Annotated in this window: 23 protein-coding genes, 1 rRNA gene and 1 other annotated feature; of the genes, 8 read left to right on the forward strand and 16 right to left on the reverse strand. The window is 62.8% G+C overall.

Annotation, left to right across the window (positions count from 1 at the left end):
* Positions 1-36: 36 nt before the first annotated feature.
* Positions 37-297, forward strand: coding sequence for a hypothetical protein (locus VNH11_34775; GenBank protein ID HVA51558.1), 261 nt, complete (start codon positions 37-39; stop codon positions 295-297).
* Between the two features lie 18 nt (positions 298-315).
* Entirely contained in the window at positions 316-645 is a 330-nt protein-coding gene (locus VNH11_34780; GenBank protein ID HVA51559.1) for a hypothetical protein, read from the forward strand.
* Between the two features lie 73 nt (positions 646-718).
* On the opposite strand, the gene VNH11_34785 is transcribed toward VNH11_34780, so the two are convergent.
* From VNH11_34785 to VNH11_34810, 6 genes are all read right to left on the reverse strand, one after another.
* Positions 719-1150, reverse strand: coding sequence for a hypothetical protein (locus VNH11_34785; protein HVA51560.1), 432 nt, complete (start codon positions 1148-1150; stop codon positions 719-721).
* Positions 1151-1371: 221 nt separating this feature from the next.
* Positions 1372-1587 (reverse strand): hypothetical protein, encoded by a 216-nt coding sequence (locus VNH11_34790; protein ID HVA51561.1) that lies wholly within the window; start codon positions 1585-1587, stop codon positions 1372-1374.
* Positions 1588-1945: 358 nt separating this feature from the next.
* A complete protein-coding gene (locus VNH11_34795; protein HVA51562.1) occupies positions 1946-2176 on the reverse strand; it encodes a hypothetical protein in 231 nt (76 codons plus the stop codon).
* A 4-nt stretch (positions 2177-2180) separates the two neighbouring features.
* Positions 2181-3170: an FAD binding domain-containing protein gene (locus VNH11_34800; protein HVA51563.1), complete on the reverse strand. Its 990-nt coding sequence runs from the start codon at positions 3168-3170 to the stop codon at positions 2181-2183.
* Entirely contained in the window at positions 3170-5392 is a 2223-nt protein-coding gene (locus tag VNH11_34805; protein ID HVA51564.1) for a xanthine dehydrogenase family protein molybdopterin-binding subunit, read from the reverse strand. Before VNH11_34805 ends, VNH11_34800 begins: the two co-directional genes overlap by 1 nt.
* Positions 5389-6015 (reverse strand): (2Fe-2S)-binding protein, encoded by a 627-nt coding sequence (locus tag VNH11_34810; protein HVA51565.1) that lies wholly within the window; start codon positions 6013-6015, stop codon positions 5389-5391. The genes VNH11_34805 and VNH11_34810 overlap by 4 nt, the downstream gene beginning before the upstream one ends.
* Before the next feature lie 713 nt (positions 6016-6728).
* Here VNH11_34810 and VNH11_34815 point away from each other — a divergent pair.
* Positions 6729-7412 (forward strand): hypothetical protein, encoded by a 684-nt coding sequence (locus tag VNH11_34815; GenBank protein HVA51566.1) that lies wholly within the window; start codon positions 6729-6731, stop codon positions 7410-7412.
* A gap of 80 nt (positions 7413-7492) precedes the next feature.
* Here the strand turns inward: VNH11_34815 and msrB are convergent, their stop codons facing one another.
* Positions 7493-8092 carry a peptide-methionine (R)-S-oxide reductase MsrB gene (gene msrB, locus VNH11_34820; protein ID HVA51567.1) on the reverse strand — a complete coding sequence of 200 codons (600 nt, stop codon included), beginning with the start codon at positions 8090-8092 and terminating at the stop codon, positions 7493-7495.
* A gap of 35 nt (positions 8093-8127) precedes the next feature.
* Between msrB and VNH11_34825 the strand changes: the two genes are divergently transcribed.
* The gene (locus VNH11_34825) at positions 8128-8466 is read left to right on the forward strand and encodes a hypothetical protein (GenBank protein ID HVA51568.1); all 339 of its coding nucleotides are present in this window, start codon (positions 8128-8130) and stop codon (positions 8464-8466) included.
* Positions 8463-10415 carry a biosynthetic arginine decarboxylase gene (gene speA / locus VNH11_34830; GenBank protein ID HVA51569.1) on the forward strand — a complete coding sequence of 651 codons (1953 nt, stop codon included), beginning with the start codon at positions 8463-8465 and terminating at the stop codon, positions 10413-10415. Before VNH11_34825 ends, speA begins: the two co-directional genes overlap by 4 nt.
* Here the strand turns inward: speA and VNH11_34835 are convergent.
* From VNH11_34835 to VNH11_34855, 5 genes are all read right to left on the reverse strand, one after another.
* On the reverse strand, positions 10385-10609 hold the full coding sequence (locus tag VNH11_34835; GenBank protein HVA51570.1) for a hypothetical protein: 225 nt from the start codon (positions 10607-10609) through the stop codon (positions 10385-10387). The two genes, speA and VNH11_34835, sit on opposite strands and share 31 nt — an antisense overlap.
* 80 nt (positions 10610-10689) lie before the next feature.
* Complete coding sequence (locus VNH11_34840) at positions 10690-11928, reverse strand: Gfo/Idh/MocA family oxidoreductase (protein HVA51571.1); 1239 nt, start codon at positions 11926-11928, stop codon at positions 10690-10692.
* Positions 11929-12045: 117 nt separating this feature from the next.
* Entirely contained in the window at positions 12046-12804 is a 759-nt protein-coding gene (locus tag VNH11_34845; GenBank protein HVA51572.1) for an ABC transporter permease subunit, read from the reverse strand.
* Positions 12801-13718: an ABC transporter ATP-binding protein gene (locus VNH11_34850; GenBank protein HVA51573.1), complete on the reverse strand. Its 918-nt coding sequence runs from the start codon at positions 13716-13718 to the stop codon at positions 12801-12803. Before VNH11_34850 ends, VNH11_34845 begins: the two co-directional genes overlap by 4 nt.
* Positions 13719-13738: 20 nt before the next feature.
* Positions 13739-15151 carry a Gfo/Idh/MocA family oxidoreductase gene (locus tag VNH11_34855; GenBank protein ID HVA51574.1) on the reverse strand — a complete coding sequence of 471 codons (1413 nt, stop codon included), beginning with the start codon at positions 15149-15151 and terminating at the stop codon, positions 13739-13741.
* A gap of 246 nt (positions 15152-15397) precedes the next feature.
* Here VNH11_34855 and VNH11_34860 point away from each other — a divergent pair, with 246 nt between their 5' ends.
* A complete protein-coding gene (locus VNH11_34860; protein HVA51575.1) occupies positions 15398-17515 on the forward strand; it encodes a PPC domain-containing protein in 2118 nt (705 codons plus the stop codon).
* A 42-nt stretch (positions 17516-17557) separates the two neighbouring features.
* Positions 17558-17755: a hypothetical protein gene (locus tag VNH11_34865; GenBank protein ID HVA51576.1), complete on the forward strand. Its 198-nt coding sequence runs from the start codon at positions 17558-17560 to the stop codon at positions 17753-17755.
* A gap of 60 nt (positions 17756-17815) precedes the next feature.
* Here VNH11_34865 and VNH11_34870 read toward each other — a convergent pair whose 3' ends face one another.
* Entirely contained in the window at positions 17816-19033 is a 1218-nt protein-coding gene (locus tag VNH11_34870; GenBank protein HVA51577.1) for a phosphatidylserine/phosphatidylglycerophosphate/cardiolipin synthase family protein, read from the reverse strand.
* Positions 19034-19404: 371 nt separating this feature from the next.
* Positions 19405-19698 (reverse strand) — a sequence feature (16S ribosomal RNA rRNA prediction is too short).
* A 372-nt stretch (positions 19699-20070) separates the two neighbouring features.
* Here VNH11_34870 and VNH11_34875 point away from each other — a divergent pair.
* Positions 20071-21636, forward strand: coding sequence for a DEAD/DEAH box helicase (locus VNH11_34875; GenBank protein HVA51578.1), 1566 nt, complete (start codon positions 20071-20073; stop codon positions 21634-21636).
* 98 nt (positions 21637-21734) lie between these two features.
* Here VNH11_34875 and VNH11_34880 read toward each other — a convergent pair whose 3' ends face one another.
* The 3 genes from VNH11_34880 to VNH11_34890 form a co-directional block, all read right to left on the reverse strand.
* Positions 21735-21947: a hypothetical protein gene (locus VNH11_34880; protein HVA51579.1), complete on the reverse strand. Its 213-nt coding sequence runs from the start codon at positions 21945-21947 to the stop codon at positions 21735-21737.
* Entirely contained in the window at positions 21928-22371 is a 444-nt protein-coding gene (locus tag VNH11_34885) for a hypothetical protein (protein HVA51580.1), read from the reverse strand. Before VNH11_34885 ends, VNH11_34880 begins: the two co-directional genes overlap by 20 nt.
* A 464-nt stretch (positions 22372-22835) precedes the next feature.
* Positions 22836-23091, reverse strand: a 16S ribosomal RNA gene (locus tag VNH11_34890); the annotation flags it as partial.

A 23091-nucleotide genomic window follows, 5' to 3' on the forward strand; every position in this document is an offset into this window, starting at 1 on the left:
CAGAACCATTTCGGGTGATTGGGAAAGGGGGGGTTTATGTCTCGCATGAAGGGCATCGAGCCGAACGAAGCCGGTTGGTTGACTCGGCTGGTTTACTGGTTCGTCCGCCGAAAATTCGTCAAGCTGACGGGCAAGGACCGCCTCATCGAACCGGTGAAAGTGTCGGCGCACCACTCGCGGCTGTTCAGGGCCATCGGACAGATGGAGGGCGGGCTGGCGGCCGCACGCTCGCTGCCTGCTGAACTAAAGCTGCTCGCAAGCCTCCGGGCAGCCACGCTCATCGGCTGCCCGTTCTGAATCGACCTCAACTCTGCCGTGAGCAGAGAGGAGGGACTGAGCGAACGGCAGTTGGCCGACCTGGCCGAGTTTGAGGAGAGCGCGGCGTTCTCTGATTTGGAGAAGCGGGTGCTGCGTTACGCCGAGGCGTTGACGCGGACGCCGGCCGACGTTCCGGAGGAACTGTTCAACAGCCTGCGCGAGCATTTCAGTCCGCGGCAGATGGTAGAGTTGACCGCGGCGATCGCCTGGGAGAATTTCCGGGCACGCTTCAACCGCGGCTTCGGCATCGAGGCGGAGGGTTTTACGGAGGGGGCGGCTTGCCCCGTTCACGTCGCCGCGGGCGTGGCGCAGCATGGAGACGCCTGACAACGATGAGCCTTGCAGTAATTGTCGCTGCGGATGCATCGGCAAGAGCCCGTATCCGGTGTTGGTTCACTTTTCAGACCGCCAGCCGGTCAAGCTCGGCTCTCAGGCCGCGCAGAATTTCGCGGCGTTCGTCGAGCACGGGCTGGTTCCAGTCGGCGAGGATCGACGCGCCCATCCCTTCATCGCAGCGGCCCGACCTGATCGATTCCCGCACCGAATCATGAGCCCGCTCGATCAATTCAATCTCTCGTTCGCGGTGGCGGACGGCTTCGGGAATATCGTCGTCCAACTCGTGGAGCAACGCCAATGCCTCTTCTCTCAGGATCGCCAGATCGTTATCAGGCAACTCGCGAGTGAGTTTTTCCAAGCGACGGCGATAGCGCCGCGCTGCGGTCTTATTGCCGTTTTCATAGAGATGCCGGTGAACGCGTTGGCACACCTCGCCTAGCTCACGCCAAAGAGCTGGCGATGTCGCCCTTGCGTCAGGTTCGTAATCGCGTTTCATTTCCACCTCTCCTGCACTCACGCGAAGTTAGCGTACTGCATTCACCTGCGCAGGCTGTTACCCGTTACATCGGCCATCCTGCACTCACGCGAAGTTAGCGTACTGCATTCACCGTCGCAAATCTCACGGATCAGATCGACGGCGATTTCGACGGTGCCGTATTTCTGTCGAATCTCCTCGGTCAATTTGCCGCCGCGGTCCTGAATCCGCTTGCTTAATGTCTACGCTCCTGTCACTTCGGCTTGCGATAGGTCCGCAATCTGCTGACGAATGGCCTCAAGCAATTGCTCATCCTCCATATCCCAGATCGCTTCAACCGTCGGGGCTACGGCAAGATACGACAGGTTCGCCACCAACTGGCCAAAACGCATATCAGGAGCCAATTCGCTTAACTGGTCAAGCAACCGCAAAATCTCTCGACGCTCCGCCGTGATCATGGCAATAAATCTCCAATCGTTGGTAAATGGCCAACCGACCCTCGCAAGTTGCCGACAACCTCAACGCGAATTCTTGTGCCCGGCGCGAGCTTCGCAACCGCGTCGAGCGCGTCACACCGTTGGTTAGCATCAATTCACCGTCCGTGCCACGATAGGCCCACGGCGTTGGCATTCCAATCGTTGAAGAACCGAACCGTCCGATCTGCTGAAAAAGCTTATAGGTATCAGCCCCCGACATTCGGCCCGGGGGCACGTGCAACGTGCGCGGATCGACGTCGACAAACACCCTAGCCAATTCTAGCTTCGCCTTTCCTTGCGGCCACCCAAATTAGGCTTTCGAGGCGACGGAGACGACTGCCTACCGTTCCAGGTAGCAGCTTCGCCCGGCGATGCAACTCACCCGGTCGACGAAGTCGTTGTCGGGGCCAAGCTGACGTTGGGTCTTGGCGCACCAGCAATAGCCGTCGCCCATGATGCCGCTGTCAACTTCGGGGTCGAGCGTGCCGGTCACGCACATCCCCTTGGAAAGCAGGTGACGACAGGCCGGTTGCCGCAGGGCGTCGGCCGGTTGAACGTTCGTGTTGGGCATGGCTCTAAAATCCTCCCGTCTCGAGACCGGCGGCGAGCAGCAATGCACGCTCCACCGCCACACTGGCTAGTTGCACCTTGTACTCGTTGTCTTTCAGCGGCGTGGCGCCAGCCACCGCCGCCTCACCGGCCGCGCGGGCCGTCGATTCGTTCACCGGCCAGCCGATGATCGCCTGGGCCGCCTCGTGTGAAATCCACGGCGTCGGCGCGACGTGACCAAGCACCACGTTGGCATCGGCCACAATGCCGTGTACGATCTTCAAGGCCACCGCCGCCGCGGCCAGCGGATAATCCGGCCCTTCGCCGTGCCGCACTTCGTAAGTCGCGTTGGCCACGCCCGCGGCCGGCGGCAGGAGGATGTGCGTCAGCAACTGGTTGGGGGCCAACACGTGCTCGCGCTGACCTTCGTGCCGAGGCGTGCGGAAGAACTCGGCGATAGGCACAAGGGTCTCGTCTTCGGGCCGAGGCCCGATCACCCGCAACGTCGCTCCCAGCGCGACCAGCGCCGGGGCGGTCCGCGACGAGTGTACGAACTTGGCCGGCCCGTCGTTGCCTAAGATGGCGTGATAGCGGTTCTCGCCTTCCGCCACCAACCGGCCGCGATTCGCCAACAGACCGTAGCCGTTGCGGTAGTACCAGCAGCGCGGCCGCTGACACAGTTCACCGCCGATCGTCCCCTGCCCTTGCAACTGCATGGCGTTGATGCCGCGAATGGCCTGCTTGATGGCCGGATAGTCATCGAGTTCGGGGGCTTCCAAAACGTCGTCGAGCGTCGTCGTGGCGCCGATCGTCACGGCGAGCGAATCGGCCGAGACGCCACGCAGTGAGGGCACGTCCATGATATTCACCACGCGGTCGGGCGTGACGAGCATCTTCTTCATCAGCGGAACCAGGTCGGTGCCGCCGGCCAGAATCTCGGTCTGGCCCGGCTCGCCCGACAACAACTCCAGCACGTCGGCCTCGCATTCGGGCGAGGCAAAATCAAACGCTTTCATCAGGCCTTCCCTCCTTTCTTGATTGCATCCAACACACGCTTGGGCGTCAGCGGCAGCACGGGCACGCGCACCCCCAAGGCGTTGCAAACGGCATTCGAGATGGCCGCGCCGGGGCTGATTACCGGCGGCTCGCCCAGCCCGACTACGCCCCGTTCGTACTCGCTTTCCGGCTGCCAGAGATCGACCACGATCTCGCCCACGTCGCCCAGCCGCGGCAGCTTGTAGTCAGACAGCTCGGCGTTGACGAACGCGCCCGTCTTGGCGTCCATGATGCGTTCCTCGAACAACGCGTAGGAGATACCCATGATCGCCGCGCCGTAGATCTGGCTCTTGGCCGTCTTGGGATTGATGACCAGGCCCATGTCTTGCACGGCCACGAACTTCTTCATTTTTACCACGCCGGTGCGTCGATCGACGGCCACTTCGGCCATCTGCACGCCGCCCACCTGCGAGCTGCTAAGCGGGCTGTCTTTGATCTTCGACGGATCGTATTTGCCCGTCACCTCCAGGGCGTTCATGCCCAGCAGGCGGCAAGCTTGCTGCCAGGTGAGACCCTTCTTGGCGTCGCCCCGCAGTTGGATGCGGCCGCCCATGGCCTCCAGCTTGTCGGCGTCGACGCCGAGCTTGTCGGCGGCCAGCTCGAAGATTTTGCCGAGCGCCTCTTGCGATGCGCGGCGGCTCGACTCGCTGACGCTGCCGACCGTGATGCTTCCGCCCGACGGATTGGCTTCCGTATAAGCGGAGCTGCCGATGTTGACCTTCACCGCCGAGAGCGGCAGGCCGAAGGTCTCGGCGATCACGCTGGCAATCACGGTGCGCGTGCCGGTGCCAAGGTCTTGGCTGCCGAGGTAGGCCTCGGTCGCGCCGTCGGGATGGACCTTCACCGTGCAGCCGCACTTGACCGCGCCGCCGCCCCAGGTGTGCAAGGCCATGCCCAGCCCCGTGACCACGTCGCCTTTGGGCTTGCCCTTGCCGTGGGCATGCCACTTGGCCTTCCAATCGATCAGCTCGGCCGCCCGCTGCATCTGCTCGCGGTAGGTGTCGGCCATGCTCTCACCCCGTTTCTTGGGCGTGGCGTTGACCAGATTCTTCATGAACACGTCGTAGCTGTCGAGGCCCAGTTTGGCCGCGATGTCGTCGAGCGCGGTCTGCGTCAGCGCGCATGCCTGCGGATGATTCGGTGCCCGCCAGGCCCGGTCGGGACCGGTGTCGGTGATGATCGAGATCTGCTTGCGGCGATAGTTCTTGGGCACCAACACATAAGGCACCGCCTGCTTTTGCACGCCGCCGGGTTTGGCGCCCGCCGTACCCCAATGCGTCGAATCCCAGCAGGTGACGAGGCCCTCCTTGTCGGCGCCGATGCGCACCTTGATGAAGCCCGACGGCCGGCAGCCGGCCACCTTCAGCTCCTGATCGCGGTCGAGCATCAGCTTGACGGGCCGGCCGGTCTGCTTGGCCAACTGGGCGCAGGCGACGCCCCACGTGTCGGGCGCGAACTTGCTGCCGAAGCCGCCGCCGATGAAGTCGCATTTCACGGTCACGTCGCCGGCAGTGATGTCGAGCGGCGTGGCGAACTGGCCGGCCGTGCCCGATACGTTCTGCGTCGACAGATACGCGATCAGCTTATCGCCGTCCCAGACGCAAGTCGAACCGTGTGGCTCCAGGCACATGTGGGTAATGACGGGCACGCCGTAGTGGCCCTCGACGACCGCGGCCGCTTGTTTGAACTGCCGATCCAGTTCCTGAACGTTGAACTCGTCTTCGTCGACGTCGGGTTCGGCCTCCGCGGCCACCGTAACGTCTTCGCCGGCTCCCTTCGTGCGACCGGCTTCCTCGGCAGCTTCCAAGTCGTCGTCTTTGACAAACACGTCGAGCATTTCATACTCGACGTCGATCAATTTCAACGCATCGGCCGCGGCGGCTTCGGTTTCGGCCGCCACGATGGCGATCTCGTCGCCTTGCCAGCGGATCTCGTCGCCCTCTTTTTTCATCACCTTGACGGCATGGACTCGCCGCACTTTTTCGGCCGAACTGGTGTCGATCGACTTGATCTTGCAGTGGGCGTGCGGGCAGCCAAGAATCTTGGCGAACAGCATCCCCTTGAGGTTGATGTCGTAGGTGTATTTGGCGGCGCCGGTGGCCTTTTCCAGGCCGTCGATGCGGTCGTGCTCTTTGCCGATGACCGACGCTTCACCGTATTTGGGCCAATTGTAGGCAATCATTTCTTGCCTCCTTTCACCACGTCGATGGCGGCTTGAATCACGTTGGCGTAAGTGCCGCAACGGCAGATGTTGCCGTTGAGGCCCTGGCGAATCTGGGCTTCGGTGGCCTTGGGGTTTTTATCCAGGAATGCCCGCACGGCCACGACGAAGCCCGGCGTGCAAAAACCGCACTGCATGGCGTCGTGCTTGACGAAGGCCAGCGGCACGGCATCGGGCCTGCTGCCGCCGAGACTCTCGACGGTTTGAATCTTCTTGCCCACGCACTGCATGACTAGCGTGGTGTTGGCACTGATCGTTTTGCCGTCCATGATCACGGTGCAGGCGCCGCTGGTCTCGTCGATGCTGACGGGCTTGGCGCCGGTCAGATCGAGTTGATAGCGGAGCGCGTCGAGCAGCGTGGTGCGGGTTTCGACCTCGACTTCGCGGCTCTGGCCGTTGACGGTGAGCTTGATCTTGCTCGTGCCTTGCCCGCCGGTGACTTTTGGCTTTTTCGCTTGAGCGGCCTCGACGGCGCCGGGGCCGGTGGCCAGGGCGGTCGCGGCGGCGGCGGCACCGGAGCCGCGCAGAAAGGCCCGGCGGCTGAAGCCGGAGTCCGGCCGCTCGGCGTGAATGGAATCCTTCATCGAAGCACCTCCAGGGGAGACATGGACATCGACGCCTCTACGGTGGCCGATTGTAACCGCTGCCGCGGAGGAAGCAAGCACCTGGCCGTCGTCCGTGGTCCGTTGTCCGGGGCAGGCGGGCGGTATTTCCACCAAACACCTCGCCGGCTCTCAGGGTCGCACTCCAAGCTCAGCCGCGTAGCGGCGACGGAGGGCCAGCGGCGGTGCCGAGTGGCTCGAAGTGGACGTCGCACTCCAAGCTCAGCCGCGTAGCGGCGACGGAGTTTAGCCGTGGGTGCGAACCCACGGTGACATTCAGCGATCGTCCCCACAGCCGCGTAGCGGCGACGGAGTGTCGTGTGGGTTCTCCGCCGCCGCTACGCGGCTTTGGGCGTGTTTTCCCACGTTTCCCGTGGGTTGGCACCCACGGCTAAACTCCTCTGCCCCTCCGGGGCACCTATAGCGCAACATCAAAACTGGCGCTTTGGGTCAGTGTGCGGGCGTGACCAGGGTGGCCTGAACGCCGGCGGGGGTGGCCTCGAAGAGGAATTCGCAGCCGCTCGCAAGCTCGCTGGCCCCACCTTACGTCTGCGGCCACAAATCAGGGCGCAGTTCACCGTCGAGTTGCCGCTGGCTCTCGGCGGTGGTAGCCTGTCACATAGTCGGCCCACTCGGCGCCGAGTGGGTCTGGTCTGGCGACACTTCTTAAACCGGTTCAGAACAGGAGAAGAATCATGTGGAGTTTCAACGTACAGCCATTGCGCACGCGCGCGACGATGCTTTCGGGAATTCTTGTGGTGACGCTGGCAGTCGTCCATGCGGACTTCCGCGACTGCCGGGCCGAATCGGCGAGGCCGTCCAAGAGTGCGCTCGAAGCCAAAATCGTGGCCGCACTCGATGAACCGACCGAGGTCGACTTTGCCGAGCAGCCGCTGAGCGACGTGATCGAGTACATCAAGCAGCGGCATAAGATCGAAGTCCAGTTTGACGAGAAAGCGTTGGCCGATGCCGGCTGCGCCACAGACACACCGATCACGCGATCCATCAAGGGCGTCTCGCTGGAGTCGGCGCTGGATCTTGTTCTTAGCGAGATCGATCTGACGTGGATCATTCACGACGAGGTGCTGTTCATCACCAGCAAGGCGCAGGCCGACGAGATCATTGAAACGCGGGTCTATCCGGTGCGCGATCTGGTGACGCCGCCGGGCAAAGGTTTCACCGACGACAGCGACTTTGATGCGTTGGTCGAAGTGCTCACGGAGGCTGCGGCCAGCAAGGAGTCCACGCCCGATCCGCGGTCGATCCACGTCTTTCGGCCGGCCGGAGTGCTGGTGATCACGCGGCCGGTCGTCGTTCACCGCCGGATCGAAAAGCTACTCAAAGAGCTGCGCCGCGCGATGGCGGATGGCGGCGCCTGACGGCTTGCCGAAGGTTACCTGGAAATGCCCTACTGCTCTGTCAGTCGTCGTTGATGGATGGCGGTGGCTGGGGCAGATCCCTACTTCGCCGGCTTTCCGTCCTTGCCCGGCTGTTCGTCGAGCTTGAGCGAGGCGGAGTTGACGCAGTAGCGCAAGCCGGTCGGCTGCGGACCGTCGCCGAACACGTGGCCCAAATGAGCTTCGCACCGCGCACAAGTCACTTCGACGCGCGGCGTTCCGTCGCTGTAGTCGGGCGCCGCCCGCAACGCCTTCTCGCGCAGCGGCGCGTAAAAGCTCGGCCAGCCGGTGCCTGAATCGAACTTGGTCTGGCTGGCAAACAGTTTCGACCCACAGCAGACGCAACGGTAGACGCCCTCCTTCTTGGTATGCACGTACTTGCCGCTGAAGGGCGGCTCCGTCTCTCTCTGACGAGTGACGCGATACTGCTTTCCGGTCAATAGCCGCTTCCATTCGCGGTCGGTCTTGCGAACGGGTTTTTCCTCGTCGTCGGCCGCGTCGCGCTCGTTGTCCGCCTCGCTCTCGGCCGCCGCTTGCTTTTCGCGCGGAGGCGGTCGCTTGCCCGATTTGGGGGCCGCCAAGAGGGCCGCGGCAAAGACAAGACCGACCGCCGCGGCAAACATCGCCGCCAAGAAAGCCGTTGTCTTTGAACGTCGGAGCACAGGAGCACCTCCGTAGCATCGCAATTGTGTGGATTATGCGAGCATACCATGTCGCTTTGCGCAACGGCAACCATCTGGTTCCTGACGCGATCTTCGCTATACTGCACGCGGCCCAGAATGAGACATTTTTCCGCGAGCAAAAGCGGTGGCTGGGGCAGAAGCTGGCCGAGTTCGACTTGGGAATCATGAACACGCCCTGCCGGCCAGCGATGCCACGGTGGGTGGCGCTACCGGGGCATCGGCTAGCCGCGGCGCTTTTGGGCATTCCCAACCGCAACTTGGCCAGCCTCTGCCCCGGCCACCATCAGTTGTCGGCCAAATGTCTCATTTCTGCCCGCGTGAAGTATAAGATACGATATTCCCATTTTCGATGACCCTTTTCTCAGGAGTGCCGCATACGATGATCGACCAGCAGGTCAAGCCTTGGTCGGTGACGGACGCCGCCGATCTTTACGACGTTGGCCGCTGGGGAGCGGGGTATTTCTCGGTCAACCCATCGGGCAATCTTTGCGTGCATCCCACCAAAGACCCGGCCCGCTCGATCGACCTCAAGCAGTTGGTCGACGACTTGCAGCTCCGCGGCATCGACCTGCCGATACTGATCCGTTTCGCCGAGATTCTCCAGCACCGCCTGGGCGAAATCCACGAAGCTTTTCAGCAGGCCATCCGCGATCACCATTTCAACGGAAAATACTGCTGCGTCTATCCGATCAAGGTCAACCAGCAACGGCAGGTGGTGGAGGAAGTGCTCCAGTTCGGGCGTCCCTTCAACTTCGGCCTGGAGGCCGGCTCGAAGCCCGAACTGCTGGCGGTCGTGGCCCTGGCTTCCAACGACACGCCGATCATCTGCAACGGCTTCAAAGACCCTGAGTTCATCGAGATGGCGATGCTGGCCCACAAGATCGGCCGGCGGATCATCCCGGTGGTCGAGAAGTACACCGAGTTGGGGCTGATTCTCGAATTTGCCCGCAAGGTGGGCGTGCGTCCCATGATCGGCATGCGCGTCAAGCTGGCCACCAAATCGAGCGGGCGTTGGCAATCGTCGGGCGGTTACCGCTCGAAGTTCGGCCTGACCGTCAGCGAGCTGCTGCGCGCCACCGACGAGCTGAAGCAGCACGGCATGCAAGACTGCTTCAAGCTGCTGCACTTTCACCTGGGGAGCCAGATTCCCAACATCCGGCACATCAAGCAGGCGTTGAATGAAGCGGTGCGGGTCTACGTCGAGTTGGCCGGGCGCGGCGCGGGGCTGGAATACCTCGACGTAGGCGGCGGCCTGGGCGTCGACTACGACGGTTCGCAGACCAATTTCGAGTCCAGCGCCAACTATTCGTTGCAAGAGTACGCCAACGACGTCGTTTATCACATTCAAAGCGTATGCGACGATGCCGGCGTGCCGCACCCCACCATCGTCTCCGAAAGCGGCCGGGCGGTGGTGGCCTATCACAGCGCGCTGGTGTTCAACGTGCTGGGCGTCTCCGGGCTGGGCGAGTGGGAAGTGCCCAGCGAGTTGCCGCCCGACATCGAGCAGCCGATCACCGACCTGGTGAGCACGTATCAAAACGTGATCCCGCGGAACTTGCTGGAAAGCTACCACGACGCCCAGCAGGCGCTCGACATGGCGATGGGCCTGTTCAACGGCGGTTATTTGCCGCTCGACCAGCGGAGCCTGGCCGAAAACCTGTTCTGGGCCATCTGCCGCAAGATGCAGCGGCTGGTGCGGCAACTCGACTATGTGCCCGAAGACCTGCAAGGCCTCGACGCCCTGTTGAGCGACACCTACTTTTGCAACTTTTCGCTGTTTCAGTCGATGCCCGATAGCTGGGCCATCCGCCAGCTTTTTCCGGTGATGCCGATCCACCGGCTGAACGTGCAGCCGACGCACCACGCGGTGCTGGGCGACATCACGTGCGACAGCGACGGCAAGATCGACCTGTTCATCGACCGCCGCGACGTGAAGCGCACGTTGCCGCTGCACTCGTTCAACGGCGAGCCGTATTACCTGGGGGCGTTTCTGCTGGGCGCCTATCAGGAGATCCTGGGCGACATGCACAATCTATTCGGCGATACCAACGCCGTTCACGTCAGCCTCGACGCCAACGGCAGCGTGGTGCTGGAGACGGTGATCAAAGGCGACACGGTGCGCGAGGTGCTCGATTATGTGGAGTTCGAACCCGACGCCTTGGTGCGAAAGTTGCGGACCGACGTCGAGATGGCGGTTCGCGAGACGCGCCTCGACTTTCAGGAGGCGGGCCGCCTGCTGCGGTTCTACGAAGAGGGCTTGCAGGGGTATACCTATCTGGAAGACGTCCGCAACGGGCTGTGATCATGGGCGGCCTTTACTTCGTCGTCCGTCGCGCGGCGGTAGGCGACGTGCTGATCGTCGAGCAAACGTAGGGCGTCGAGGGGCACCTGGTACACCTCGCCGGGCAAGCTGCTGATGTGCGCCCGCGTTGTCAGATCATAGAAGCCGCGGAAGCGATCTTCTTGCGTCGAAAAACGAATAAAGATAGTCTGCATGGTGTAAATGCCTCCACGTACAAGGATAGCAACCGTCTGGCGGGCCGCCAAGTCGAGTACGAACTGAGCGATTCGCCGCCTTACAGCACCTCACCACCGCGGCCCTGCTGAATCAACGGCACGTAGCTCTCCAAAAACTTGTTTGTTTCGCGGTCGGTCAGATCGACCGTCGCTTTTCGCTCCGACGACAAATAGGCCGCCATCGTCAGGCGGACGATCTCCACGCCGTAATTCCAGTCCAACAGCGCCGAGCGGCCCGCGCGAAAGGCCGCCGCGGCGTCTTCATTCTCGTCGGTGTAGCCGTAAAGATCGGCCTCGTTCGGCTGCACGGTCAGCAGCCCGCGGCTCGATTGCGATTTTTCCAGCGCCCCCTCGCTGTCGGCCACGCCGGCCGCCGCCACGTCGCCAATGAACACGTCGAGCGACGACCGGAGCGTGCTCATGTCGAAGCCGTAGCCGGGGCCAAGACCTTCCAGCGATAGCCGCATCCCCTGCTTGTCGAACATCCAAGAAACCGAGAACTGGCTCCGCACGTGTTGGCCCGTATCGGGATTGCGGTAGGTCACGATGCCGGTGGCATAGTCTTCCGCGGGCGTCTTGCCGTAATCGACGCCGAAACGGTCGAGCATCTCCTTGCGCCAGCGCGGCTGGCCCCATTTCAACAGCGCCAGATCGGCCGACACCGACTGCGGCTCGAGGAACCGCACCGGCTTGTCGGGCGGAGTGAGCGCATACCAGCCGACGCCCAAGCAATGGCAGCCCATGTCGCTCATCACGCCGCCGCCCTGCTCGACGGGATCCCAAAACCAGCCGTTGTGCGGTCCCGCATGCTCTTCGCCGGAACGGACCAACAGCGGCGGTCCCATCGCCGCCATCACCGGGCGAAGCTGCTCGCGCGCCGCGCGGACGGAGTTCATGAAAATCTGGTTCTCGAAGTAGGCGGTCGGGAGCTTCACTTCGTCGATCATCTCCACCAGCCGCCGCGCCTCGGCCAGGTTTCGCCCCAGCGGCTTCTCGCAAATCACGCCCTTCAACGCGGCGCCGGCCTTGACCGCCTCGACGACCTCCTCGACCGTCGCCAGCCGCGTGAAATTCGGATTGAAAATGGCGATCACGTCGACGTGCGGGGCCATCTCCTTGATGCTGCGGAAAATGCGGCCTTCGCCCATGCCCTGTTCGCGAACATAAGCCGCGGCCGTTTCGGGCGGCCGCCGCGAAACCAGTCCGGCCACCTCGATCCCCCGCACTTGCTTGATCGCGCGGAGCTGAAACCGCGTGATGAAGCCGCCACCGACAATGCCGTAACGAAGCGTTTGCATGACATCTTCCTTCCATATAAAAGCGTCACGGAGGATGGCCTTCCCAGGCCGTCACCGAGCACATGGCCTTCCTTGGCCGTCACGACAATCGGTGACGGGCTTGGAAGCCCATCCTCCTCACGTCAAATCGCGATATTCGCGAAACTGAAAAACGATCGCCGCCAACAGCAGCGAGCCGACGGCGATCCCGGCCAGCGTCCAGCCGGCCGCATCGACCGAAATCGGCTCGAACCACCCCGGCCGCTGCAAACCGTCGGTCGCCCCGACCGCATACATCAACGACCGGCCATAATAGTTTACCGCCACGCGCTTGACGATGCCCGGCATGTTGCCCAGCAGAAACTCGAAGAACAAGGCGTAGATCAAGGCCACAATCGTCGAGTGCGGCAGCGACACGGCAAACAAGTGAAACAGCCCCAAATAGGCCAATGTGCTGTAGGTGACGGCCGGCAGAAAGAGTTGATAGGCCAGTTCGCCCGCGGGTCCGGCCAGAGCGCAATAGAGTCTGAAGCAGAGTACCACTAGGCCGAGTGCCAACGGCAGCGCGGCGGCCACCTTGGCCGAAAGCACCAGCCACCGCGGTATCGGGCGGATGAGCAGAAACAGCAGCGTGCGGTCTTCGCGGTCGGCGCCCACGCTCGACGTGCCGTAGGCCAACGCGCAGATGGGCACCAGGAAGGCCACAAACACGATAATCACAAACTCGCTGAAAAGTTGAAACGCCCGGTCGTAGTCGCCGATCAAGTCATATCGCCGCCGCAGCAAAAACAGCGTGCCGCCGGCCATCGGCAGCAGCACCATCAGCGTGCTGGTCGACCACAGCAGCCGGCGGAACGACAGCCAGAACAGCGTGACCCAGGCCCGCAGCAAGCTCATGAGGCCCCCCGCTCCAGGTAATCGAACACGGCGTCGGCGCCGGAATCGAGCGTCTGCATTCGCCGCACTTCGAAGTTATGTTCGACGACCAGCTTACCCACGTCGGCAAAGAACCGGGCAGGCTGGCCCGTCTTGACGGTCAGTGTGTCGTCGCGCACTTCGACGCTGCGCACATAGCTTGCGGCCGCCAGCAGCGAGGCGAAGTTGCGGGGCCGGTCGCTGACGATCTCGATCACCAGCGGCTGATCGGCCAGCAGATTGCGGACTTCGGTCAACGTGCCCGACGCGATCAGGCGGCCGCGCGAGATCATGACGATCGTATCGGCGAGCTGCTCGACATCGACCAGGATGTGCGTGGAGACCAGAATGGTCTTGCCGCGTTCGGCCAGGCGCAGCAGCAGGTCGTTGATCTCGCGGCGGCCGCCGGGGTCGATGCCGTTGAGCGGTTCGTCGAGCAGCAGCAGCTCGGGATCGTGGACCAGCGCCTGGGCCAGCTTGATTCGCTGCCGCATCCCGTGGCTGCACCCGGCCATCCGCCGTCCGGCACGTTCGGTCATGCCGACCTCTTCCAAGGCCAACTCGGTGCGGTCACGGGCTTCGCTTCGACGATAACCGTAAAGCCGGGCCATCGTATCGACGAACTCGCGGCCGGTCATTTCTTCATAGAAGCGGTCGAGGTCGGGGCTGTATCCGAAGAATCGTTTGGCGGCGGTCGACCAGGCGTCATGTTCGCCCACGCGAACGGTTCCCTGGCTGGGGCGAAGCTGCCCGCTGGCCAGCTTGATGAGCGTCGATTTGCCCGCCCCGTTGGCGCCCAGCAGTCCGGTGATGCCCGGCCCGATGCGGCACGAGACGTCGTTCACGCCGATGACCGGGCCGTAGAACTTGGTGACTTGATCGAAGGTCAGATGCATTTTTTAGCAAGATATGGCGATCAGGTGATCTTCACCGCGCGCCCTTTTTGCACCGATTCGGTTTCCTTCTGGCACAGGGTCAGTGCGTCGAGCGCCAGCTCGCCGGCCAGCAGCTCCGAGGGCCGCCCGCTGCGCACCGCTTTGACCGCGTCGGCAAGTTCCGCCGCGAAGGCATCGGTCTCGCTCAGCGCCGGCCGCTCCACTTTGCCGCGCGCGGTGAGCACGGTCAGAGGCATGCCGGTCACCGCCTGGCCGTCGAGCACCGACGAATCGTAGGTCATGGTGGCCTTCTCGAAGTAGACCTCGAAGCCGTGCGTGAAGCTGCGGCCCTGCTGTTGAATCACGCCGCTCGTGGCCGTGACCAGCGTCTCGGCGTCGAATAAAAACTGCGTGTTGATGAACTCCACCACGTCGCCATGCCCGCGGCCCGTAGACTGCACCGCCCGCGGCATGCCCCACAACAGGCGAATGAAGTGGGCGTCGTGAATGTGCAAATCGACGACCGGACCGCCCACGCTGTGCGGATCGTAAAAATCCTTCAGCCACAGCGGGTTGGCAATGATCCGTTTGAAGTGGCCGCCCAGCAGCCTGCCGTATTTGCCGCTGGCCGCCGCCCGCCGCACGAACGCGAATTCGGGCACGAAGGGGAGCACGTGGGCAATCAGCAGCAGCTTGTTCGATTGCTGGGCCGCTTTGACCATCCGCCTGGCGTCGGCCGTATTGAGGGCGATCGGCTTTTCGCAGATCACGTGCTTCCCCGCTTGTAGGGCGGCCACTGTCACTTCGGCGTGCAGCTTGGGCGGCAGGCAGACGTCGATCAGGTCGATCTTCGGATTGTCGAGCACCTCACGCCAGTCCGCATAACGGGCGATCTTTCCCAGGTCCATGATCGTGCCCGGCGGCCCGAAATTTCCTTTGATCTCGCGCCAGTCGCCGGCCAGCTTCTTTTTGTCGCGAGTGCAAATCGCGGCGACCTTGGCCCCCGGCACATTCTTGTAGGCCAGGTAATGGATCATGCCCATGAAACCAATTCCTACGATGCCGACCCTTACCATTCTCGTCACTCTGATGTCTGCCGGTTGATTATGGCCGCAATTATCTTCCGGCCAGATCGATTTAGCAACCAGTGCTCGGTGGCCGTGTCGGACCCGCGCTGCTCGTCGAGAACGCGAAGGGAACCCCCACCATTGGCCAACTGTCGGATTCCGACAGTTGATCGGGTGTTCCGCATCACCGTGAATGCCATCTGCCCCGGTCCGGTCCACACGCTGATGAACGACAAGCGGATCGAATACGAGTCGGGCAGCCCCGGATGTTCCGCGCAGACATTCGGCCATACCGGTTCGACGGGCACGCTCTGTTGGGCCGATCGTGCCAGCGACACGATTTGCGTCGTGCTCACCTCGCTGCCCGGCCGCGCGGCAAAACCTCATCCGCGCGAACTCGCGGCGGCACGCGTCGCCGCGGAAGCCGCGCGATGAACGTTGCTTTGAGGACGGCAAAGGCGAGGTCGGACTCGATCATTGGGAGGGGCGCCGCTGGATCGGGCTGAAACGGCACCTGATGCTGGCTTTAGCTGGTGGCAACACGAGGCGGGGTGACATGCGGCCGGTTGCAGTTGCAGCACCGGCGGTGTAGTTTTGGTTCAGTCAACCGTTTTTGGAAGGCAACCGAAATCCATGCGACAAAACCTGCTTGCGATCGTGCTGCTTGCGTTCACCGCCGCCGCGGCACTGGCCGACCTGCCCTCGGTCCGCCTGAATCGCATCACGCCGCTCGGCGCCGCGGCCGGCAGCAGCGTGGAACTGCAAATCAGCGCGGCCGACGACGAAGACGCCAAACAACTCGTGTTCGATCATCCGGGCCTGAAAGCCGAATGGACCGAAAACCGAAAATTCAAAGTCACCGTCGCGCCCGACGTGCCCGAAGGAAGCTACGACGTGAGGTTGCTGGGCCGCTACGGGTTGAGCAATCCCCGGCTGTTCGCGGTCTCGCGGGGACTTGCCGATCTGGCCGAGAAGGAGCCCAACAATACGCCCGCCGAGGCCCAGCCGGCCGCCATCAACTCCGCCGTGGCCGGCGCCAGCGACGGCAACGGGCAGGATTTTTTCCGCGTGGCTCTCAAGCAGGGGCAGCGGATCACGCTCGACTGCCAGGCCGGCAAACTCGACAGCGAGCTCGATGCCTGCCTGGCCGTCGTCGCCGCCGACGGCGCCGTCCTGGCAACCAGCAGCGATTATCACGGCCGCGATCCCTTCATTGACTTCATCGCCCCGGCCGACGGCGAATACCTGGTCGAGGTCCACGATCTTTCGTATCGCGGCGGTTATCCTTATCGGCTGCTGATCGGCGACCGGCCACAGGTGGAGAATGTGTTCCCCCGCGTCGTCGAAGCGGGCAAGCCGGTGGAGCTGACGGCGCTGGGCCGCAACTTCGGCACCGCCGGGCAACCCTCGACGTGGTCGATCGACGACCGCGCGCTGGAAGAGTATCGCTTTACGATCACGCCGCCCGTTGCGGCGGACGCGATCGGCGTCTATCGCTTTATCGAGCACCCGACCGACCACACCGTGCTGCCGACGGCGGCCACCTGCACGCTCGACGGCTTTCAGGTGCGGGTGCCCATCGATCCCGGTTCGCAACCCCCGCTGACGCTGATGTGCGTCGAAGGTCCGGTCGCCGTCGAGCAAGAGCCGAACGACACGCTTGAGCAGCCGCTCGTGCCGCCCGTCAGCGTCAGCGGCCGCTTCAACCGCCCGCGCGACGTCGACTGGTATGAGATCACCCCCGGGGAGGCGGGGCGCTACGAGATTCAGGCCTATTCCGAACGGATTGCCGGCCAGGCCGATCCGTACATCGTGGTCGTCGACGACAAGGGGAACCGCATGAGCGAGATCGACGACTTCGGTGCCCGCGTGAACGCCTTCGACGGGCACTTGCGCGATCCGGTGGGGTCGGTCGATTTGCAAGCGGGCCGCAAGTATCGCTTGATGGTGCAAGACCGCTACGGCCGCGGCGGAGCGCGCTATCAATACGTGCTCACGGTCCACCGCTCGCTGCCCGACTTCCACATCGCGGCGATCCACGGAGTGAACCCCGGCCCGTCGGGCATCGACGTCCGGCAAGGCGGGGCCACCTGGCTCGACCTGGTCATTCATCGCCAAGACGGCTACGGCGAGCCGATCACCGTGACGGCTCAAGGGCTGCCGCCGGGCGTACATGCCGCCGAAACGAAGATACCCAACGACACGCGAGGCACCTTCGTGCTGTGGGCCGACGCCGACGCGCCGGCCTTCCACGGCACGGTGAAACTGATTGCCACCGGCAAACGGGGCGAAATGGCGTTGACGCGCGAGGTGCGTCCCTACACGCGCGTTTGGACCGACGCCAACATGGGTTCCAGCCGCCCGACGCGCGAGCTGACGCTGGCCGTGATCGACAAAGCGCCTTACGGTTTGCGGGCAGAGCCGGAGCGGGCCACCGTCGAGGCCAGCGGCCAGTTGCAAGTGAAAGTGGTTGCGGAGCGTCACTGGCCGGAATGTACGGCGGCGATCAAAGTGATCGGACTCGGCTTGCCCGGCGGCTTTCAGTTCAGCGAGCGGGAGATTGCGGCCGGGCAGAACGAGGGAACGTTCGAGTTGAACGTGGGGAACGTGCGTCCCGGCGAGTACACGCTGGTTCTTCTGGGGCAGGCCCAGGTGCCGTTCAAGAAAGACGCCTCCGCTCAGGCGGCCAACACGCTGGTGGCGATTCCTTGCCGGCCGATCACGATCGACGTCGTGCAGAAGGCAAAGTAGGTCGGCTATCATGAACAGCTTAAGTGCTGATGGAAAACCGCTATGACGAGATTCTCAATTGAATTGCCCGACGAAGAAGCGCGACGGCTTCGCGAGCGCGCAGGCGAGGCTGGGCTGACCCCGGAAGAATTCCTCGATGCGGGCATCAAGCGCTGGCTCGACTCTCCCAATAGCGACTTCGTCGAAGCGGCGGATTACGTGCTGCGGAAGAACGCCGATCTCTACAAGCGCCTGGCGTAGCCTTTTGGCGAGGCCTGCTAAACAGGTTCTCCCGGCCCCGCGGAATGCGCCAGCGCGTCTTCAGAGCCACTTCCGCAACGACCAGGCGATGCGATCGCGTAGCCGCTGCCACCAGGGGCGGCCAAGGACGTCCAAGACCGTCACGCGGCGGCTGTTGCGCATTTCGAAGCCGCAGATGTGCCGCAGCGTGGCCGCCATCGCCCGCGAGCGAAAGACGGCAAAAAACTCGAGGTTGAACCAGAAGCTGCGCGGGTCGAGATTGCAGGAGCCGATCATCGACCATTGGTCGTCGATCACCATCACCTTGCTGTGCAACATCTGGTCTTTGCGCTCGTAGATGCGAATGCCGTAGCGCAACAGCTCTTGGTACAAGTGCCGCGTGGCCCACTGCACGGTTTTGACGTCGCTCGTGCCGGGTATGATGACGCGCACCTTCACGCCGCGGCGGCTGGCCCGCTTCAGCTCGCGCAGCACGCGGCCCTGCGGAATGAAATAGGCCATCGACAAGGTGATGTTCTTCCGTGCCCGCCGCAACAGCGGCACCAGCACGCGCGTGGGGCGGCGGTGCCGCAACTGCGGGCGGCTGTCGAAAAAGTAAATCCCCTCGCCCTGCTCGCTGAGCATGCGGCGGACCGGCCAACGCGCCCAGCGCCGGCGCGGCGGGGCGATTTGCGACTTTCGCCACAGCCGCGCGAAAGCCTCGGCCACCTCGGCCTGACCGGGGCCGAACAAGCGCACGTGGACGTCGCGCCAGCCGGCCGAGGCCGGCAGGCGGCGGGCCTTCGCCTCTTCGACGGTGCGGATGCCGCTCTGGTCGACGAGGTTCATGCCCCCGAAATAGGCCAGGCGGTTGTCGATCACCAGCAGCTTGCGATGATCGCGGCGATGGAAGCGGCGCAGCGAGCGGAACCGCCGCAGCACCTGCCACAGCGAGCGATAGCCGCGCACCTGCACGCCGGACCGCTCCAGGCGCGCAAAGAACGATCTGGGCGTAGCGTTGCTGCCCACGTAGTCGTACATCACCCGGCAATCGACTCCGGCGGCCGCACGGCGGGCCAGCGCCTCGGCCACCGCCCGGCCCGCGGCGTCGTCGGCGATGATATAGCTCTCCAGCCACACCCGCACGCGCGCCTGTTCGATGTCGTCGATCATGGCCGCGATCAGCGGCGGCGATTCTTCGAAGATCGTCAATTCATGGCCGGCCACGCGCAGCGCACCGACTTCGCCCGGCCGGTGGGCGGAAGCGGGAGCGGTCGATTCGAACTCAAGCTGGCTCATTGGAGCGGATGCGGGCGTACGGGTCCGGCCGGCCGCGACGCCTGCAATGCAAGGCGGCACGCGCAAGGCCATTACTATGGTAGCATCCGCCGGAAAAAAGGAGCGGCCAAGCGTAGGGCAACGGTTCGAGGTCTTCTGGGGCCGCTGACGAGGGCACTGCTGCGCAATAAAAAACCCGCGACGGGCTGGCTGACCCGTGCGGGCTTCTTATCTGACATGGTTCGGTAGTTTGCCGGGCAGGCTCGCTCTTTTGCAAAAGCTTGCGAGCCGGCCGATCTCAGGTGAGCACAAGGACCGTCCCCATTCATATCACGCGAATGTCGCCACTCGCGTGACTAGGCACCTGACAAGCAGGTGCCTGGAATCCTTAGAAAGGAGGTGATCCAGCCGCACGCTTCCCCTACGGCTACCTTGTTACGACTTAGTCCCAATCGCGGAGTTTATCTTCGGCGCTTAGCTCCTTGCGGTCGCCGCAGCGACTTCGGATGCCCCCCACTTTCGTGCCCTTGATGGGCGGTGTCTACAAGGCTCAGCCAACACATTCGCCGCGCTGCGCCAATGCCAGCGGGCGAACGGTGTGCGGCCCGGTCAAAGGCGTTGTTGTGGCTTCGCAGCTAAACAACCGACCGGGGTCACTGGCTTTCGGACGTCGAACTGTGTTTCTTCGGTTCGGCCAGGCGGTTCGACTCGTTCGGGTTTCACTTCGCGCAGAACTGCTCGTAAGGAATGCCATCGGCCCCTGTCCATTTGCCGCCGAGACTTTTGACTCTTCCGCAGAATGTGTGGGTAGCTCTCCCGCTTGGTTAGCGAGGCGGCGATTGCGTTTTACGAGGAATGGCCGGGCAAATATACTTCACGCGGGCCGAAATGAAACGTTTGGCCGTTGGCGTAGGTCAGGCTCTCCTGCCTGACAGTGTCAGGTTGGAAAGCCTGACCTACGTCTCACTATCGTAACCGTTCTCCACCGCCATTCTTGACGGCGAGGGTAGCTTGCAAAGGTCCGGGGCAAGTCCGACCTTTTGCAAAGGAGCTTCGTTATGGCACGTTCGGCAGATTTGGTGAAGCGGCGGCTGTGGCAACAGCGGTTGCGGCGATTTACGCGCGGTCACCTGACCGTCGCGGCATTTTGTCAGGTGGAAGGCATCTCGGTGCTGGTGCTTGCTCAACTTGGTCCGGCGACTTTGCCGGCACTGAAGGACGCATTGACAGAAGAAGGATTAAAGCCGCCATCGCCGTGGGGCGGCGCGGATGCTCGCGACTTTGTTGCAAGCGTAGGCTTTCCCGATGCGTTCGCGGCGTCGCCTCAAGCAAGACGCGAGGCGGAAGAAACCATCAGCGGCCCGATTCACTTGGGGCCGCTTCACCATTTCCAACAAGACGTTCTCAAGAGTATCCGCGAATTGATTGCCGGCGGGCCAGGCCGCCGTAGGGCCGTAATCAGCTTGCCGACCGGCGCCGGCAAAACCCGCGTTACGGTTCAGGCCGCGATCGAGCTGGTTCTTAAGCCAGCGGGCGACTGCCGTAGCGTGTTATGGATTGCGCAAACCGATGAGCTTTGCGAGCAAGCAGTGCAAGCGTTCCGGCAGGTCTGGATCAATCGCGGCGCCGACAACACCGATTTGCGCATTGTCCGGCTTTGGAGTGGCAATCCGAATCCGGTGGTCCGCGAAAGCGACAAACCTATCGTTGTCGTGGCGTCGATACAGACGCTCAATAGCCGCATGGGCGACGACCCGCTCGCCTGGCTGCAAAAGCCCGGCCTGGTCGTGGTCGATGAGTGCCATCACGGGATCACGCCCAGTTACACGCGGCTGCTTCGTTGGCTAGGCGCCGATTCAACGCGCAAGGAATCGGCACGAGACGACGAACCGCCGATCCTTGGCCTCAGCGCGACGCCGTTTCGCACGGACGATGACGAAAGCGCGCGACTCGCCAAAAGGTTCGATAATCGCTGGTTCCCGGTGGACCAGGAGAAGTTGCGCGCGCGCCTTCAGGCTGAAGGCTATCTCGCGATACCGGAATACGTTCCGCTGGAAAGTGGCGTGAGCCTGCTACCCGAAGAAATCGAGCAATTCTCGCGATTACCACAGCCGTGGTCCGGTGTGGAGTTTGAGAATATCCTTGAAGCTATTAATCAGCGCCTGGCAAGCAGCGAAGAGCGCAACGAGAAGTTGGTTGACTACCTGCCGGAGTGCGACGAACGCTCGATCCTCTTTTTCAGCAATTCGGTGGCGCACGCGAGCGAAATATCGGCGCGGCTGAACCTCGCGGGCATGGCCGCCAGGCCGGTGAGCGGCAAAACACCTCCGGCCGCGCGGCGGGACTTCCTCGACCGCTTTCAGCGCCGCGAGATCCGCGTGCTGTGCAACCACACCGTGCTTTCGACGGGTTTCGACGCGCCGAAAACCGACATGGTGCTGATCGCGCGGCAGGTTTTTAGCGCGGTGCGCTACATGCAAATGGTCGGACGCGGGCTGCGCGGCAAAAGGAATGACGGCACAGAACGCTGCCGGATTGTCACCGTGCTCGACAACCTCGGTCGTTTTGAAGAGCCTCACCCCTACCATTACTGCCGCCGGCATTTTGGCGACGGGCAGGCGTGATGCCAGTTGGTTCCTGAAAAACGAACGGCCAGTGGCCGCACGGCTGGTGCCCGACGTGGCAGACCCGAGTTTTCCGCCATCGTCGAATGCGCAGAAGTTCAACCTGCCGGCGACTTTTTCTTGATCAGCCTTGGCGGATCGACCGGAACCAGCTTGATGGGAAGCACAAAGGCCGTCGGCGTCACCCAGCCCGCGTCTTTGGCGGTAATGACGCGGCCTTTCCGCCTGCGTTCACCTTGCGCCTCAGTGCTTTGTACCGTCTTCTCCGGCGCGCCGTTTGGACCATCATTTTCATCGCGTTTCGCTGCCATTTGAAACCTCGGCGTCAATGAACTGGGTTGCCAACTCCTGGCCCTCGAACAAAATAACAAGCTCGTACCGCCCTGGACGCGGAAACCGCATGGCGTCAATGGGCAGCACCAATTCCATCTTAACAAGCCGCTCGGGAAAGTCCAAAGAGCTAAAGTTCTCGGCCGTGACGCTGGTATCATCCGCCAGGTTTCGCAGCTCGATACCCAATTCATAGCGGCCAATTCCGTCGTAAAGTTGCAAATAGATGGCCAAGGGCGGGGACTCGGCCGGGAATTTCGGAAAGCCAAGCGAGCTGACGACATTGAAAAAGCTGAACTGGCCGGTTATGTCATCGAGCTCGGCTTCCTCGCAGATCAAGAACGCCTTGCCCTGCGGCAGCGGTTTGTGAGTAGCGAGTTTTCCGTCAAAGGGTGGGTCTGGCATGGACGAGTTATAGCAAATACGGCAGCCGTTCGCATCGTAATGGGTGCCACGCGCCGATCCGTGCTCCGCATCGATGCGCGGGGCTCGGAACGTCACAGAAGGCGTTCCCTACAGACCGCCAGTCGCAACTGCGTCGTTGCACCGCGGCCTGCGGAGCACGGAACGGCATCGCGACGCGCCGGGGTTCCCTACAGTATGACGGGATCCATGCCCATCCGCGTCATACGTGGTTGGATGATCCGCGGTTTGATACCGGCCGGCGCAATAAAAAACCCGCGACGGGCTGGCTGACCCGTGCGGGTTTCTTACTGACATAGTTTGGTAGTTTGCCGGTCTCGAAGCTCTTGCGAAAGCATCGAGCCGGCTGATCTCAAGTGAGCACAAGGACCGTCCCCATTCCTATCACGCGAATGTCACCACTCGCGTGACTAGGCACCTGACAAGCAGGCGCCTGGAATCCTTAGAAAGGAGGTGATCCAGCCGCAGGTTCCCCTACGGCTACCTTGTTACGACTTAGTCCCAATCGCGGAGTTCATCTTCGGCGCTTGCCCCCCCAGTTTCGAAAAACCGGGGTTGGCGCGGCGACTTCGGATGCCCCCCACTTTCGTGGCTTGACGGGCGGTGTGTACAAGGCTCAGGAACACATTCACCGCGGTATGCTGACCCGCGATTACTAGCGATTCCGGCTTCATGCAGGCGAGTTGCAGCCTGCAATCCGAA

It is taken from the genome of Pirellulales bacterium, assembly GCA_035533075.1.
In the GTDB taxonomy this organism is placed as follows: domain Bacteria; phylum Planctomycetota; class Planctomycetia; order Pirellulales; family JAICIG01; genus DASSFG01.

What these genes read in the sequence shown, in the direction of transcription:
- VNH11_34795 (HVA51562.1), bottom strand. Translation starts at nt 2,176, where the DNA reads ATGCCCAACACGAACGTTCAACCGGCCGACGCCCTGCGGCAACCGGCC.
- VNH11_34805 (HVA51564.1), bottom strand. Translation starts at nt 5,392, where the DNA reads ATGATTGCCTACAATTGGCCCAAATACGGTGAAGCGTCGGTCATCGGC.
- VNH11_34815 (HVA51566.1), top strand. Translation starts at nt 6,729, where the DNA reads ATGTGGAGTTTCAACGTACAGCCATTGCGCACGCGCGCGACGATGCTT.
- VNH11_34790 (HVA51561.1), bottom strand. Translation starts at nt 1,587, where the DNA reads ATGATCACGGCGGAGCGTCGAGAGATTTTGCGGTTGCTTGACCAGTTA.
- VNH11_34860 (HVA51575.1), top strand. Translation starts at nt 15,398, where the DNA reads ATGCGACAAAACCTGCTTGCGATCGTGCTGCTTGCGTTCACCGCCGCC.
- VNH11_34855 (HVA51574.1), bottom strand. Translation starts at nt 15,151, where the DNA reads ATGAGGTTTTGCCGCGCGGCCGGGCAGCGAGGTGAGCACGACGCAAAT.
- VNH11_34835 (HVA51570.1), bottom strand. Translation starts at nt 10,609, where the DNA reads ATGCAGACTATCTTTATTCGTTTTTCGACGCAAGAAGATCGCTTCCGC.
- VNH11_34775 (HVA51558.1), top strand. Translation starts at nt 37, where the DNA reads ATGTCTCGCATGAAGGGCATCGAGCCGAACGAAGCCGGTTGGTTGACT.
- VNH11_34800 (HVA51563.1), bottom strand. Translation starts at nt 3,170, where the DNA reads ATGAAAGCGTTTGATTTTGCCTCGCCCGAATGCGAGGCCGACGTGCTG.
- VNH11_34865 (HVA51576.1), top strand. Translation starts at nt 17,558, where the DNA reads ATGACGAGATTCTCAATTGAATTGCCCGACGAAGAAGCGCGACGGCTT.
- VNH11_34845 (HVA51572.1), bottom strand. Translation starts at nt 12,804, where the DNA reads ATGAGCTTGCTGCGGGCCTGGGTCACGCTGTTCTGGCTGTCGTTCCGC.
- speA (HVA51569.1), top strand. Translation starts at nt 8,463, where the DNA reads ATGACCCTTTTCTCAGGAGTGCCGCATACGATGATCGACCAGCAGGTC.
- VNH11_34785 (HVA51560.1), bottom strand. Translation starts at nt 1,150, where the DNA reads ATGAAACGCGATTACGAACCTGACGCAAGGGCGACATCGCCAGCTCTT.
- VNH11_34850 (HVA51573.1), bottom strand. Translation starts at nt 13,718, where the DNA reads ATGCATCTGACCTTCGATCAAGTCACCAAGTTCTACGGCCCGGTCATC.
- VNH11_34880 (HVA51579.1), bottom strand. Translation starts at nt 21,947, where the DNA reads ATGGCAGCGAAACGCGATGAAAATGATGGTCCAAACGGCGCGCCGGAG.
- VNH11_34810 (HVA51565.1), bottom strand. Translation starts at nt 6,015, where the DNA reads ATGAAGGATTCCATTCACGCCGAGCGGCCGGACTCCGGCTTCAGCCGC.
- VNH11_34870 (HVA51577.1), bottom strand. Translation starts at nt 19,033, where the DNA reads ATGAGCCAGCTTGAGTTCGAATCGACCGCTCCCGCTTCCGCCCACCGG.
- VNH11_34875 (HVA51578.1), top strand. Translation starts at nt 20,071, where the DNA reads ATGGCACGTTCGGCAGATTTGGTGAAGCGGCGGCTGTGGCAACAGCGG.
- VNH11_34885 (HVA51580.1), bottom strand. Translation starts at nt 22,371, where the DNA reads ATGCCAGACCCACCCTTTGACGGAAAACTCGCTACTCACAAACCGCTG.
- VNH11_34840 (HVA51571.1), bottom strand. Translation starts at nt 11,928, where the DNA reads ATGCAAACGCTTCGTTACGGCATTGTCGGTGGCGGCTTCATCACGCGG.
- VNH11_34825 (HVA51568.1), top strand. Translation starts at nt 8,128, where the DNA reads ATGCGAGCATACCATGTCGCTTTGCGCAACGGCAACCATCTGGTTCCT.